This window comes from Pseudomonas sp. ICMP 8385, assembly GCF_002699915.1.
Lineage (GTDB): Bacteria > Pseudomonadota > Gammaproteobacteria > Pseudomonadales > Pseudomonadaceae > Aquipseudomonas > Aquipseudomonas gessardii.
The window spans coordinates 22,061-36,859 of the sequence record NZ_LKBY01000097.1 but is presented as its reverse complement, the minus strand read 5'-3'; the positions used below and the strand labels follow the sequence as shown (position 1 = coordinate 36,859).

Genomic DNA, 14,799 nt, shown 5'->3' with positions numbered 1-14,799 from the left:
CTTCAGTGGATAGGGTGTTATGTCCGGAAAAGCGCAACAGCAGTCTCGTATCAAAGATTTGATCCTCCTTGGTCGTGAGCAGAAGTATCTGACTTACGCAGAGGTCAATGACCACCTGCCTGAAGATATTTCAGATCCAGAGCAGGTGGAAGACATCATCCGCATGATCAATGACATGGGGATCCCCGTACACGAGAGTGCTCCGGATGCGGACGCCCTTATGTTGGCCGACTCCGATACCGACGAGGCAGCCGCTGAAGAAGCAGCTGCCGCGCTGGCAGCGGTGGAGACCGACATCGGTCGCACGACTGACCCTGTGCGCATGTATATGCGCGAAATGGGTACGGTAGAGCTACTGACACGGGAAGGCGAAATCGAAATCGCCAAGCGTATCGAAGAGGGCATCCGTGAAGTGATGGGCGCGATCGCGCACTTCCCAGGCACGGTTGACCACATTCTCTCCGAGTACACCCGCGTGACCACCGAAGGTGGCCGCCTGTCCGACGTCCTGAGCGGTTATATCGACCCGGACGACGGCATTACGCCGCCGGCTGCCGAAATTCCGCCGCCTGTCGACCCGAAAGCCGTGAAAGCGGACGACGAAACCGACGACGACGAGGCTGAAGCCAGCACCGACGACGAAGAAGAAGTCGAAAGCGGCCCGGATCCGATCATCGCAGCCCAGCGCTTTGGCGCGGTCTCCGATCAGATGGAACTGGCGCGCAAGGCCCTGAAGAAGCACGGTCGTGGTAGCAAGCAGGCAACCGCCGAACTGCTGGCCCTGGCCGAGCTGTTCATGCCGATCAAACTGGTACCGAAGCAATTCGAGGGCCTGGTTGAGCGGGTTCGTAGCGCCCTTGAGCGTCTGCGTGCACAAGAGCGGGCGATCATGCAGCTCTGTGTCCGTGATGCGCGCATGCCGCGTGCCGACTTTCTGCGCCAGTTCCCGGGCAATGAAGTCGACGAAAGCTGGACCGACGCACTGGCCAAGGGCAAAAGCAAATACGCTGAAGCCATTGGTCGCTTCCAGGCCGACATTGTTCGTTGCCAGCAGAAGCTGACTGCATTGCAGACCGAAACCGGTCTGACGATTGCCGAGATCAAGGACATCAACCGTCGCATGTCGATCGGCGAGGCCAAGGCCCGCCGCGCGAAGAAAGAGATGGTTGAAGCGAACTTGCGTCTGGTGATCTCCATCGCCAAGAAGTACACCAACCGTGGCCTGCAATTCCTCGACCTGATCCAGGAAGGCAACATCGGCTTGATGAAGGCTGTGGACAAGTTTGAATACCGTCGCGGCTACAAGTTCTCGACCTATGCCACCTGGTGGATCCGTCAGGCGATCACTCGCTCGATCGCCGACCAGGCCCGCACCATCCGTATTCCGGTGCACATGATCGAGACCATCAACAAGCTCAACCGTATTTCCCGGCAGATGTTGCAGGAAATGGGTCGTGAACCGACCCCGGAAGAGCTGGGCGAACGCATGGAAATGCCTGAGGATAAAATCCGCAAGGTATTGAAGATCGCTAAAGAGCCGATCTCCATGGAAACCCCGATCGGTGATGACGAAGACTCCCACCTGGGTGACTTCATCGAAGACTCGACCATGCAGTCGCCAATCGATGTCGCCACCGTTGAGAGCCTCAAGGAAGCGACGCGCGACGTACTGTCCGGCCTCACTGCCCGTGAAGCCAAGGTACTGCGCATGCGCTTCGGCATCGACATGAATACCGACCACACCCTTGAGGAAGTCGGTAAGCAGTTTGACGTGACCCGCGAGCGGATCCGCCAGATCGAAGCCAAGGCGCTGCGCAAGTTGCGCCACCCGACGAGAAGCGAGCATTTGCGCTCCTTCCTCGACGAGTGATCACAAAACCCCCAGGCCCTGGCCTGGGGGTTTTGCTTTGTGCAGATTAAATCCTCCCCGCTTCACTCCCCCTCGCAATGCCCGTCTACACTCGAAACATTCCCCGTGCCATAACGAGACCGTTATGCCCAGACTGCCGGCCGTGCTACTGCTGTCGCTGCTGACCTGGACCGCAACGGCTGGCGCGTTGACTCTCACAGATGAAGAGCATGGCTGGTTGGCGGCCCACCCTGAGTTGCGCCTTGGCGTTGATGCGTCATGGCCGCCGTTTGAGTATCGTGATGAAGAAGGCCGCTACCAGGGCCTGGCCGCTGACTATGTACGACTGATCCAGGAACGCCTGGGCATCAAGATCAAGTTGATCGAGCCCGCCAACTGGAGCGCGCTCCTGGAGCAGGCCAAGAACAACCAGCTCGACCTGTTGCCGGGCATCATGTCCACCCCGGAGCGCCAGGGTTTCCTGGCATTTTCCCGGCCTTACCTCGACTTTCCCATCGTCATTCTCGCCCACGAAGGCGGTGCCCAGCCCCGCGCCCTCAAGGACTTGTATGGGCTGAAGATCGCCGTGGTGGAGAACTACGCGCCCCACGAGCTGCTGCGTACCCACCATCCCGACCTGAACCTGGTAGCACTGCCCAACGTCAGCTCGACCTTGCAGGCCCTGGCCACCGATGAGGTGGACGCCGTTGTCGGGGACCTGGCCTCCAGTGTCTGGAGCCTGCGCCAACTCAAGCTCGACGGCTTATATGTCAGTGGCGAAACGCCTTATCGCTACCAACTGGCAATGGCCGCGCCCCAAGAAAACAAAATGCTGATTGGCATCCTGGATAAAGTTCTCGCCGACCTCAGCCTCAGCGAAGTTGACGAGATCCAGGAGCGCTGGGTCGGCAATGTCATCGATCACCGGACCTTCTGGAGCGACTTGCTGCTCTACGGCCTGCCTGCCGTACTGCTGTTGAGTACCGTGCTGGCCATCGTCATTCGGATCAACCGCCGGCTCAGTTCGGAAATTTCCCGCCGGGTGGCCCTCGAACAAGAACTGCGCAGCAGCGAATACCACTACCGGGGACTGGTGGAAAGCCTGTCCGCCATCGCCTGGGAAGCGGACATCAGCGACTTCACCTACAGCTATGTGTCACCCCATGCCGAGGAACTCCTGGGCTACCCCCGTGCTCACTGGCTGATCCCCGGTTTCTGGCGCAACATCATCCACCCCGCCGACCTGACCCGCGCCGATACCTTCTGCCAGCAGGAAACCCACGCCCACCGTGATCACAGCATCGATTACCGGGTGATCACTGCCGACGGCCGTTGCCTGTGGGTCAGGGACATTGTCAGCCTGATCAAACATGGGCATGAGCCCGTCATGCGTGGCCTGATGATCGATATCAGCGAAGCCAAGCGCACCGAGGAAGCGCTGCAGCTTTCGCAAGAGAAGTTTGCCTCGGTGTTCCAGCAATGCCCGGACATATTGGTGATCGCCCGCCTGTCCGATGGCTGCCTGCTGGAGGTCAACAAAGCCTTCGAGGACCAGATTGGCCTGAGCGCCGTAGACGTCATCGGCAAGACCGCCACCGAGCTGAACATCTGGGGCATCCCGGGAGTGGGCCCCAACCTGCTCAAGCGCGTGCAGAGCAGCAGCATCCGCAACCTGGAGATGCCGTTCCTGCGCAGTAACGGCCAGGCGTTTATCGGGCTGATTTCTGCCGAACCCTTCCAGCTCGATACCATCGAAGCGCTAGTGGTCGTGGTACGGGATATCACCCAGCTCAAAGAAACCCAGCAACGGCTGCAAACCTCCGAAGAGAAATTCGCCAAAGCCTTCCACGCCTCGCCCGACGGCTTATTGCTGACTCGCCAGCACGATGGCCTGCTGCTGGAGGTCAACGAAGGCTTTAGCCGCATCACCGGTTTCAACAGTGCGATGTCCCTGGACCAATCGACCCTGGACCTGGGGATCTGGGTGGACTTGAATGAACGCAAGCACATGCTCGACCTGCTGCAGCGCGACGGCCTGGTGCGTGATTTCGTCTGCCATATCCGCCGCAGTGACGGGCAGATCCGCCTGTGCGAAGTGTCCAGTCGCCCACTGCCCATCGGGGATGACGACTGCATGCTGACCATCGCTCGCGACATTACCGAGCGCCAGCTGATGCAGGAAAAACTGCAACAGGCCGCGACGGTTTTCGAGAGCACCGCCGAAGGCGTCTTGATCACCGATACCCGGCAGAACATCAGCGCGGTCAACCGCGCCTTCAGCGAAATCACCGGCTACAGCGAAGCCGAAGCCCTGGGCCATACCCCGCGCCTGCTGGCTTCCGGCATGCACGACAGCGCATTCTACGCAGCCATGTGGCACCAACTGACTGCCAACGGCCACTGGCAAGGCGAGATCTCCAACCGGCGCAAGAACGGCGAGCTGTATCCCAGCTGGCTGACCATCAGCGCCGTGCGCAACCACGAGCAGTCCATCACCCACTTCGTGGCGGTATTTGCCGACATCTCCAGCCTCAAACACGCCCAGGCGCGGCTCGACTACCAGGCGCACCACGACCCGCTCACCGGCCTGCCCAACCGCACCCTGTTTGAAAACCGCCTGCAGACCGCCCTCAACACCCAACAGGAAACCGGTAGCCAGGGCGCAGTGCTGTTTCTCGACCTCGACCGCTTCAAACACATCAACGACAGCCTCGGCCACCCGATTGGCGACCTGCTGCTCAAAGACATCGCCTTGCGCCTCAAGGAACAACTGCGCGATATCGACACCGTGGCGCGCCTGGGCGGTGACGAATTCATCATCCTGCTGCCCGGCCTGCAACAAGCCAGCGACGCCCAGCACCTGGCCAATAAACTGCTGGCCTGCTTCACCCTGCCCTTCCAGGCGGGCGAACACGAGTTCTTTATCAGCGCCAGCATCGGCACCAGCTTCTACCCACAGGATGGCATCGACGTCGCCACCCTGGTCAAAAACGCCGATGCCGCCATGTACCGCTCCAAGGCCAAGGGCCGCAACCGGGTCGAGCGCTACACCCAGGACCTGACCGCCCAGGCCAACGAGCGCGTCGCCCTCGAACACGAACTGCGCCGGGCCATGGAACGCGAAGAATTGTTTCTGTATTACCAGCCGAAGTGGAGCCTGGAGACCCAACAGCTGATCGGTGCCGAAGCCCTGCTGCGCTGGCGCCATCCCACCTTTGGCGACGTGCCTCCCGAACACTTCATCGCCCTGGCCGAAGAGAACGGCATGATCCTGCAAATCGGCGACTGGGTCCTGGAACAGGCTTGTCGGCAACTGCATCAGTGGCGCAAGACCTATGACGACTTTGGCCCGCTCTCCGTCAACCTCGCCGGCGCCCAACTGCGCCACCCCAACCTGCTGGGGCGCATCGAGCAACTGCTGCGCGACAACCGCCTGCAACCCAATTGCCTGCAACTGGAGATCACCGAGAACTTCATCATGAGCCAGGCCGAAGAAGCCCTGGAAGTGCTGCATAAACTCAAGCGCCTGGGCGTACAACTGGCCATCGACGACTTCGGCACCGGCTATTCCTCCTTGAGCTACCTCAAGCGCCTGCCCCTGGACTTCCTGAAAATCGACCAGTCCTTCGTCCGCGGCCTGCCAGACGACCCCCACGACGCCGCCATCGTGCGCGCCATCATTGCCCTGGGCCACAGCATGCAATTCACCATCATCGCCGAAGGCGTGGAAACCCCCGCCCAGCAAGCCTTCCTCGCCGACGAAGGCTGCGAACAAATGCAAGGCTACATCGTCAGCCTGCCCCTGCCTCCCGACATATTCGCCGCGACCTTCCTTCACATGACCCATTCGGATTTTTCGGATAGCACAGTGGAGAAACCATCGTTATAATCCGCGACCTACTGAGGGCCTATAGCTCAGTTGGTTAGAGCAGGGGACTCATAATCCCTTGGTCGTAGGTTCTTATGTGGTACGAATGTTGGTGTGGCATTTGAACCTGATTTTTGATAGCTTTGCACCTTCTCAGCGCCACTGTAGCTCAATTGGTTAGAGCAACCGACTCATAATCGGTGGGTCGCGGGTTCGATTCCCGCCGGTGGCCCCATCTCCCCTTACAATCAAACACTTAGCGCACTCCGCAGACGGCCAACGGCCATGCTGACGGAGCTTTCTGCGTTGGCCTGATTCACCCACTTGAGCCTTTTTCCTTGACAAAGGCAAGTGCGACACCCAAAGCTAATAGGGTGTGGTATTTGGAATAAGAGCTCATGAAAAACTTCATCTTGGTCGAAGCGCCCGTTACGAGCGAGGCTAACTACATCCTGCTTCATCTCGACCCTGGCATGCCCGACGAGGCACGCGAGTTCAAACCGTTCACCGACTACACGACGTGGCTGGCACGTAAGGGCTACGCAGGAAACACCGATAAGCTCTACTCGGAGCACGTTGGCCGCTTCATCGACTACGTATATGAGGCGACGAAAACCCAATTTCCTGCAGATGTCGAGGTCACTATCGAGACCGTCATCTACAGCTACCAGGTTTATCTCCTCTTCGGTACGGACGCCACGAACCCGATAGCGAAGACGCTGGCCCATAGCCTAGGGAAGACACGGCTAACCGGTCAAAACTCAATCGCGGAATCAATAGAGTCGTCTATTCGATGGTTTCTTGAGGTAGCCGAGTCAAAAAACATGACAGCACCTGACCATCTGTTCAGTCGGTTCTGCTCGAGCAAGGCCGAATATCGAAGTCAATATGAGGTTTCGGCCCAAAAAGCTAATTCATGGATGGCAGCAGTCATTCGTGGCTCGCTGAACTCAGTTTTGCCTAAACGCAAGAGAGATAAGCTGTTTGCTAAAGCAGGGCGTAGGAACAGCAAACACGACAAGCAGCCGTTCAAGATCCTTCCATTCCCTATAGAACGATCCATCGACTTTCTCAGACAGGCCAAGCCTGCAAAGTCCACGACATTTTACAGGGATATGACGCTATATGCCCTACTTGCCGCGACAGGTTCGCGTACAAGCGAGGCGCTACAAGTTCGAATGTCCGACATCGACGATGACGATTTTGCAGTGTTCCTACGCGACCCCTTTGCGAGGAAAGCGCCTGGTATTACTGAAGAAGAGCATAAGCTTCTCTCCTGGAAAGGTCGGGAGACCGAGGTCACCTTCATGATTGAACCATTCGCTAAAATATTCTGGGAGAGCCTTGAGAAGTACCTGACCCTAGAATACAACTCTAGCGTTGGACATGATTTCTTGTTTCAGAACTCTGACGGCAGGCCCTTCTTCGCAAGCGACAGGAGCAGCCGTGACAAAACCTTCAAGAAATACTCTTTGAAGGCAGGCTTGCCGGACGTCACAGGCATCAGCACTCACTCTCTGAGGCATATGTACGGAACCTACACGCTTAATTACATGCCAGTTCCTGGTCAAACCCTTCCTGGTCTACCCATTACCTACGTGAAGATCCTGATGGGCCATGCCAGCGTTACATCCACGATGAAGTACGCGAAGCACGACACCGACATCATCGAAGCATACATTCAACATGCTAACCAGTACGTCATGCAAAGAGGCGATGCCTCCTTTACCACAATTCGCGAGGAGTTTTATCTGCGCCAGCTCGAAGTATTGAAGGACGAGGCGAATCGCATTCAAGGGACGCAACATGATTAACCTGACTAAGGATATTCAGATTATCAAAACTGGAGCGCCTCTTGATAGCTCCATTAAAGAGGCGATCACGAAAGCCAAGGCTTGCGTCTGCAAAGAGCTGTTTGGCACGAACTATATCTCTCCAAGTAAGGTAACAAGCGGCGCTCGTAACGAATATTACAACGCGTCCATCGTGCGCCTGTTTGATGACCACCTGAACGTGTCAAATGCACCTATTTATGATGAAGTGTGGGTGCGTAATGCTTTAGCTTGCACGAAAAAGACTGCGCCGATAGAAATTGCGAAGCAGGTCGTTCCGAAGGCCTCTATTGACTGGCTCAACAAGTCTTCCTTGGAGAGGCTGAGTAAAGACTGCGTCTTAATTCTTCACTTTCTCTGGCAGGAGCGAGCTGTCCTGCTCCCGGCTGACCTTAGGAAGCCCACGGTTCACAATCAGGACGAAGGAACCAACTTCTATGAGTTTGCTGCAGCATCCTATACCGAGGTGCTTGCATTTGTGAGCAAACCGTTTGTCTCGCATGTTCCCTACGAAGACATTCCGGACATTACCTCCGTAATGAAGCCTAGTGCCGTCAAAAACTTTGGATGGTACGCATGGCGCATGATTCGTTGCACAGACTGGCATAGAATCGAAGACATCAATCCAGATGACATCGCTGACCTCGCCGACCACTTGGTCTTAATGCGAAGAAATGACGTTGACTGGTTCCAGTACCCCATCGCCCCAGCCGCGTTTTGGAACTATGTTCAGAGGCTGTATTCTGACAGATGTAGCCAGGTCGCCGTCCGCCCTAAAAATGATTTGCACGCCAGTAGAAAAGCTCTGGCCTCTGGCGAATATGACTATCCTGATGAGCACAAGGAAAGTGTCGAGTCGTGGTTGAAATATCAGGACAAATACACCGGCTTACAAAAGTCTCGGGGTATTAAGTCTTTCGACGCTTACAGCAAGAGCTTCTCAGTTCTGAATACCTGGTTGTTTGGCGAATACCCTACTGCCACGGGATTGCTTCCTCCTCACCCAAGTGAGCTTAATCGGACGCACATGGAGGGCGATGGATACATAGGCTTCCTCACTTTTCTTCGCAGAGGCAGGTCAAACTCAACGATCCAGCAGATCATGTACCACATCACCAGCTTTTTCAACTACTTGACGGCTCACTCGAGCGCCGACGAGAAACTTTCTGGTTTTGTTTGCCCCATACTTGAGCTCGATTTCCCCATCGTGCGAAGAAGGAATAGCTCTAATAAGCCTGCATTTCATTCTGAGCATTTCCCATACCTTCTCCAATACTGCTACGCGATAGAGTCTTTCACAACTCACCTAGCCGAAAGGGTATATCACGAACAAATAAACCTATTCGACAAACAATTCAGGGCAGATATTGAAACAAAGGATTGGAACAACACCCAAAAAATCGTTCAAACTGAAAAACTTGGGTACGTTCCAATTGTGTTCTACCGGAACCCATCATTTGACGCTTCGCAGCCTAAATCCGAAGATAATCGCCCCATGAAGTATGAGGCGCTGCGACTTCTTCCAAGGTTTGTCGTGCCAATTATTGAACACTCGGTTGAACGCGAAGGGAAGTGGGTGTTCTATCCTCAGCTCAATTACATCAGACATAATATCATCGCACTGGAGACAGGGGTTCGTAGTATTCACATACGTTGGCTAGAGAGGCGAACCTATGATATGCGAATTGATCGTTCAAGACCCCTGCCTGCGCTTTGCAAGTTACGCATCAACACTGACAAAGTAAACGGCCCCTGGGACGCTACTGTTTCGAAGACGGTAATTGAACTGCTGGATCGTCAAAAAGCCATGATCCCTTGGTTTAACGATCCCGCAATGGATGTCGAAACCTGGTATGACTACCATGAAGAAAATGAGCATGGCAAAATCATCACGCTATTTCCGAAGGGAACAAGTCCTGGCGTGCTGACTCCGGAGGCCTATGCGAAATATTTCAAAAGGCTAATTTATTCTTTTGACTTGTTCTGCAGGTTTCAGCTGGGCATTGAGGCGACGAACGCAATGCCAGAGGCTGTGGGGGATCTGGAATCTATTAATGATCCTCACGACTATCTCACCGTGATCAAACTTGAGGGACAGGCCTGCAAATTAATCGAACATACCCCGCACTCCTGCCGAGTATCAGTTGTATCTGAATACATCCCAATTTTGCCGCCACACATCATCGGCGCATTTATTACCGGCCATGCCAGTGATGAACATGTAATGTATTACGCAAAAGTTGACCCTGCATACCTAAAATCGGTTGCCCAGTATCAAAAATTGAGTATTGAGCATGGATGGCTAGTTGACCGCCCAGCAATGTCTAACATCAAAGCAGAAGACGTTGCATCGAAGCTTCAGCAGGCTTTCCGGCGAGACAAGGAGAAGTCTCTGATTGACTTCGGTGCGATCTCTTTTGACCGTGAGACCAAGGATGATGTGGTTTCGGGTGTCAGGGAGACAAGGCAGCGCCCCATCGACTCGCTGGCCTTTATGCCCACTCATATCTGCCCATTTGGTAATCGCTGCCCAGCGGACGTCGTTAAAGACCTGGGTGCCATTCCTGGGATAAGTATGCCGTGCGGGGGCTGCTATTACTCGGTCAAAACTGTCGACCACCTGCCAAGGATATACGGTCACATTCGTGTGCTAACTGACGAGTGTAGCGAGCTGGAGGCCTATATCGCTGAGTCTAAAAGGAATGGAGCATCGCCTGAAAGCCTTGTGCCAAAAGCCAATCGTCGCAAATTCCTCGCCGCAGAGATCATTTCATGGAGCGTTACTGCTCACTGCCTCGAGCAAATGCATAACGAAATCAAAACGCGTGAAAGCTTCCTGGTAGAAAAACCTGAAATCGTTTCAGAGCACCTGGAGCGCTTAGAGCTCAAGAAAGACTCGCTTTCCAACCTGATTGCTCGCACTGCAGAAGCCAAGTCGCATGCGGAGTATTTCACTCCACAGTTAGACACGCAGGTTAAAGTGGCAAGAAACAAGCTCCTTGCATTCACTGGAGACTTTAACCGCATGCTGCAAGAAGCTCCTACAGGATTCACGTTGATCGATGAATTTAGGGGTCTGATTCGGTCTACGTGTGAAGTTCTGGGTCTTTCACTGCATGATTTGAATGATGCAATGAGTAAGCCCATGGCCTTGGAACGACCTACTGCAATCCTGAAGCTAATTTCGAGCCCAAGAGGTGTTCCTGCATGAGCAAAGGTGCAAAAAAGGGCCAAAACCGCTTTGCAGGCTCTCAAAAGCTGAACCGCGACTATAGAATTTCCCGAATTAAAGACGAAGTAATACCTAAGCTGAAGTCTTTCGTAGGAAAAGCATCATTCGATGGAGTTACGCCTTACTCAAGATTCTGCGCCGAACTTTACAACGATGGGCTTCCTGTAAACGAAAAGAAGATTGGCTACAGAACCTTGGTACAGAGCACTGACTATTGGACTCTGCTCGGGCCAATATTCTTCAAGCACTGGGATGCTGCTGGAAACATGGAGTCCAAGAAGGACAAGCTTGTCGGAAAGCTGGCCGTTCAGCGAGCAGACCAACTTCAAGCTGAGACAGAGAAACTGAGGAAGGAGGTCGAAGCTCTGCGCTCAGCCCTTCGTAGCCATGGTGCTCAGCCAGTAACCCTGCCGGACACAACGCATGTGGATCAAGGATTCATGGCGAAGTTTGACAAAACCTGCCGGGCCCTCAAGTTGGTGCTCGATGCAAGTGATGGGATGTTTACAGTTGACATGCAGGCTAAAAAGATTTGCTGCAGTTTTGACGACCTTGAACCTAGGGAGGGTCTTGTCCCAAAAGAGCTTGTCGAACCTTTCGTCCTTTGGATGAAGGCTAAAGGAAGCGCGCATGGCGACCAGTGATCAAAAGCGCTCTCCGTACGACCGCTACAGGGACTATGTGCTGCAGCTTGAACAGGCTGGAAAAAAGTTTCCTGTGAATCAGTTTGGCGCCGTCAACTTCAGCAAAATCGCTGATGAATGTGGTAATCGTAGGCAGTGGTTTTCTGAAAGCGCCAAGAAGATCTTTTGCTCACAGGGCAAAACCCTTGAGCAGGTCATCGCGAAGGACATTCGCCGCATAGGCAGTGAGTTTGTTGCGGCCAAAGATCCTGAGTCTCTGGCGATTGATATGGCGGATTCGAAAAGTCGCGAAGCGAATCGGTTGCGAGTAATGCTTGAGCAAAAGTCGAAGGAAAACGAACTGCTCCGCGAGCAAGTTGAGCAACTCTCTGCCGAGCTGCGGTTGCTTCGCACATCTGCACAGGAAATCAGTAGCCAGCAGGACTTGATGATCGACTCCGGGCGGTCATTCATCCTATGAGCAATCTGTCGAGCGTGATCCAGGTGAGCTCGGTGAAGCCAGGCAGTTTTGGCGGTGCAGTCTTTTCCGGGCGCATCATTGGCCAAAACAAAATTTACACATGCAGAGCAAGCTATAAAGTCATCACCCGCATTCCTCAACCCGGTGAATGCTGGCAGTTCAAAGGCTCGATCACAGGGCATGATCAGTACAGGGATTTCGTTCTGATCGAAAGCTGTCACATCGTAAACCTGCCCATAGCGGCATATGTGGAAAGATTGCTGATAAAGCATCCTGCATTTCGCGGGCTGTCATTCGGCAAAGCGAAAGTCTCGAAACTGGTCAGGGCATTTGGCGCAGAAAACCTTGCTCAGGCATTGACTGCAGGCAGAGTCAGCCACCTGGCGGAACTGATTAATCCTGATCTCGCCCAAAAGGTCGTGGATGCCTGGAGGACACTGCAGGATGAGATTTCAACAATTGAATTTCTCATGGAGCACGACTTCGATCCTGGGCTCGCCAAAAGCGTTCTCAAGGTTTGCCAGACGGATACGGTAGAGCGCCTGAAGCTTAATCCGTACAGCCTCATTGCGTTTCAAGGCATCCACCCAAACATGTGGAAAATCGTAGACGCCGCAGCAGCCAAGCTAGGCATACCTCGTGATGACCCACGCAGGCTGGCCGGCCTTGTGGAGAATTTGCTCTATGTGCGCTTGGATCAGGGCCATACCGCATACGAAATAGAAGAGCTAAAAGCCGCCCTGATGCAGAAGCTTCCATCCGCCAGACTGGTAGACCAAGCTATCGAATGCGCCCTACAAAGGCGTGCTGTATGCGTTAAGAAGTATCAAGGGACGACGCTTATCCAGCCACTGGGAGCGGCCCTTGTCGAAAGTAAACTCGAGCAGCGAGTCGCGAGTCTACTGTCCGCTCAGGCCTCATTGCTTCACGGTTCTCCGCAGGAACTGGAGCAAGCGATTGAAGATTACTGCGCACACGGTAAGAGCGTGCCTGGACACTCACTCACCCGAGACCAGAAAAGCGCAGTGCTGATGGCGCTTACTAATCGCATCAGCACGCTGACTGGATTTGGCGGTACGGGCAAGACAACGGTGCTGAAAGCCATCGTTGATATAGCCTCTCAGCACCGCCCTGTGCATGTCTTAGCACTGAGCGGAAAAGCCAAGGAGCGGGCCAAGGAGTCTGTTGGCCGAGACACCTACACGATCCACAGTTTCTTGATCAAAATCAGCACTGCAAGCTCAGGGCTCAGCACTGGAGGCGACCCTCTGGTAATTATCGATGAATCCAGCATGGTAGACATCGCCTTGATGCTGAAACTGCTGAATGCCTTTGCGAAGAAAGAACTGTCTCTCTTGCTAGTAGGCGATACCGGTCAGCTATCTCCGGTTGGTTATGGAATCTTCTTCCATGCACTGGCCAAATCGAAGGCGATACCGTCGACCCACCTGATCAAGGTTCACAGGTCTACCGGCAACAGTCATCTTCAGAACATCGCCATGAAGATTAGATCTGGTCACCTGGACACCTTGCCATTCTGGAATGGCGAGAGCGATGGGGTTTATCTGATCCCCTGCACAAACACGCAGGACATGCTGACACACCTCGCGAAGATCAAGCAGATCATCCCTGACGCTCAGATCCTGACGCCACACATGTCTGATCGCATGCCGGATTCCGGGCACAAGATAAACAAACACCTGCAAAGCGCCCTCCAGCATACAGACGAGACGCAGGGTATCTGGATGGGCAAATACTGGCTGCGCGTTAACGACCCCGTCATCGTCACTCAGAATAGCTACGAGCATAATCTGTTCAACGGCAACACCGGGATCATGACTGGCATTACGTCAATCGATGGCCAGACTTCAGGTGTGTTTTTCTTCAATGGGCTCGAAGTGACCCTCTCCAGGATGGACTTGTTCGGGCTGGGAATGAAACTTGCCTACGCCATATCCATTCATAAGGCGCAAGGCAGCGAGTACGAGACGTCGATCCTTTGCACTCTGAGTCAAAGCGAATTTGTGGAACGAAGCATGCTTTACACAGCCGTCTCACGATCTAAGCGGCTGGCCTTGATCCTAAGCACGCATGACATCATGCAGCAGGGGGTAGCTCGCCCGAACCGAAGTGACACCCTCTGTGTGGGCTTCTCGGTTTGAATACCAAACAGGTTGTTAGCCCTACAATATTGTGGGCAGGGCTTTCGCTTCAGGCGCCTTACCTTGCTTGTATGATCGCGGGATCCGCGCCCAATGCCTCAGGTAGGAGAATTCATTGAAGTTGCTCACAACGCTTTGGAGCGTCATCCGCCCCGACCGCCGCCCCGAGCGTGAGAAAGCGCGTGAACGCGAGTTCATCCTAGCGGCGAACTCCTTGAAGACCCTCAAGGTGACACCGGAGGGCGGGATGTCCATCGATCCTGAAGAACTCCGAGATCAGATTATCGCGGCACGTGAGCAGTTGCAGCACCTTGTCCACCAACCGGGAAAATCTAGCAGGCCATTTCAATCTGTGGCAGAGATCGAGGTGGGGCAGAAGGCTGATCACGCTGCTGAGGCCCCTGTAGAGCTGCAGGACTGTATTGAGGTGGTGGCTTGGCGTCGGCTCCATAGTGGCGCTGCTGTGCGCTACGTGTGCCTCCAGTCTACAAGTACGGGGCGATTCGCTGTCGCTACAGCCAGTCTGTTCAGAGAGGCCATGGAGAGTCTCCCGACTTGGGTCGACGGCAATACCAACAGGCAAATCGCGAATGCCCTACAGCTCGATGATCTCCAGTGGTACGCGGCTGTGAGCGAGGCTATGGATGCATGGAATGCGGAGCTCTGATGACCCTGAGTTTTCGGTCACGGCGTGCCCCTGCGGGTAGCGGCTGTCGTGAACCGAGCCTTGGCAAAGCCTGCGTCTCGGCCCT

Annotated in this window: 8 protein-coding genes and 1 tRNA gene; all 9 read left to right on the top strand. The window is 54.6% G+C overall.

Annotated elements, in window-relative coordinates:
- Positions 1-19: 19 nt before the first annotated feature.
- The 9 genes from rpoD to AO268_RS13845 all read left to right on the top strand — a co-directional run bounded on the left by rpoD (position 20) and on the right by AO268_RS13845 (position 14,714).
- A complete protein-coding gene (gene rpoD, locus AO268_RS13885; protein WP_076962244.1) occupies positions 20-1,870 on the top strand; it encodes an RNA polymerase sigma factor RpoD in 1,851 nt (616 codons plus the stop codon).
- A gap of 124 nt (positions 1,871-1,994) precedes the next feature.
- On the top strand, positions 1,995-5,738 hold the full coding sequence (locus tag AO268_RS13880; protein ID WP_099168993.1) for an EAL domain-containing protein: 3,744 nt from the start codon (positions 1,995-1,997) through the stop codon (positions 5,736-5,738).
- A 137-nt stretch (positions 5,739-5,875) separates the two neighbouring features.
- Positions 5,876-5,952 (top strand) — tRNA-Ile (locus AO268_RS13875).
- A 163-nt stretch (positions 5,953-6,115) separates the two neighbouring features.
- Positions 6,116-7,531, top strand: a complete 1,416-nt coding sequence (locus AO268_RS13870) for a tyrosine-type recombinase/integrase (RefSeq protein WP_034139553.1) — start codon at positions 6,116-6,118, stop codon at positions 7,529-7,531.
- The gene (locus AO268_RS13865) at positions 7,524-10,760 is read left to right on the top strand and encodes a hypothetical protein (RefSeq protein ID WP_034139554.1); all 3,237 of its coding nucleotides are present in this window, start codon (positions 7,524-7,526) and stop codon (positions 10,758-10,760) included. The genes AO268_RS13870 and AO268_RS13865 overlap by 8 nt, the downstream gene beginning before the upstream one ends.
- Positions 10,757-11,425: a hypothetical protein gene (locus AO268_RS13860; protein ID WP_034139555.1), complete on the top strand. Its 669-nt coding sequence runs from the start codon at positions 10,757-10,759 to the stop codon at positions 11,423-11,425. The genes AO268_RS13865 and AO268_RS13860 overlap by 4 nt, the downstream gene beginning before the upstream one ends.
- The gene (locus AO268_RS13855; RefSeq protein ID WP_034139556.1) at positions 11,412-11,885 is read left to right on the top strand and encodes a hypothetical protein; all 474 of its coding nucleotides are present in this window, start codon (positions 11,412-11,414) and stop codon (positions 11,883-11,885) included. The genes AO268_RS13860 and AO268_RS13855 overlap by 14 nt, the downstream gene beginning before the upstream one ends.
- Positions 11,882-14,047 carry an AAA family ATPase gene (locus AO268_RS13850; RefSeq protein WP_038443833.1) on the top strand — a complete coding sequence of 722 codons (2,166 nt, stop codon included), beginning with the start codon at positions 11,882-11,884 and terminating at the stop codon, positions 14,045-14,047. The genes AO268_RS13855 and AO268_RS13850 overlap by 4 nt, the downstream gene beginning before the upstream one ends.
- 115 nt (positions 14,048-14,162) lie before the next feature.
- Positions 14,163-14,714: a hypothetical protein gene (locus AO268_RS13845; RefSeq protein ID WP_044269470.1), complete on the top strand. Its 552-nt coding sequence runs from the start codon at positions 14,163-14,165 to the stop codon at positions 14,712-14,714.
- Positions 14,715-14,799 lie beyond the last annotated feature (85 nt).

What these genes read in the sequence shown, in the direction of transcription:
- AO268_RS13880 (WP_099168993.1), top strand. Translation starts at nt 1,995, where the DNA reads ATGCCCAGACTGCCGGCCGTGCTACTGCTGTCGCTGCTGACCTGGACC.
- rpoD (WP_076962244.1), top strand. Translation starts at nt 20, where the DNA reads ATGTCCGGAAAAGCGCAACAGCAGTCTCGTATCAAAGATTTGATCCTC.
- AO268_RS13855 (WP_034139556.1), top strand. Translation starts at nt 11,412, where the DNA reads ATGGCGACCAGTGATCAAAAGCGCTCTCCGTACGACCGCTACAGGGAC.
- AO268_RS13860 (WP_034139555.1), top strand. Translation starts at nt 10,757, where the DNA reads ATGAGCAAAGGTGCAAAAAAGGGCCAAAACCGCTTTGCAGGCTCTCAA.
- AO268_RS13850 (WP_038443833.1), top strand. Translation starts at nt 11,882, where the DNA reads ATGAGCAATCTGTCGAGCGTGATCCAGGTGAGCTCGGTGAAGCCAGGC.
- AO268_RS13865 (WP_034139554.1), top strand. Translation starts at nt 7,524, where the DNA reads ATGATTAACCTGACTAAGGATATTCAGATTATCAAAACTGGAGCGCCT.
- AO268_RS13870 (WP_034139553.1), top strand. Translation starts at nt 6,116, where the DNA reads ATGAAAAACTTCATCTTGGTCGAAGCGCCCGTTACGAGCGAGGCTAAC.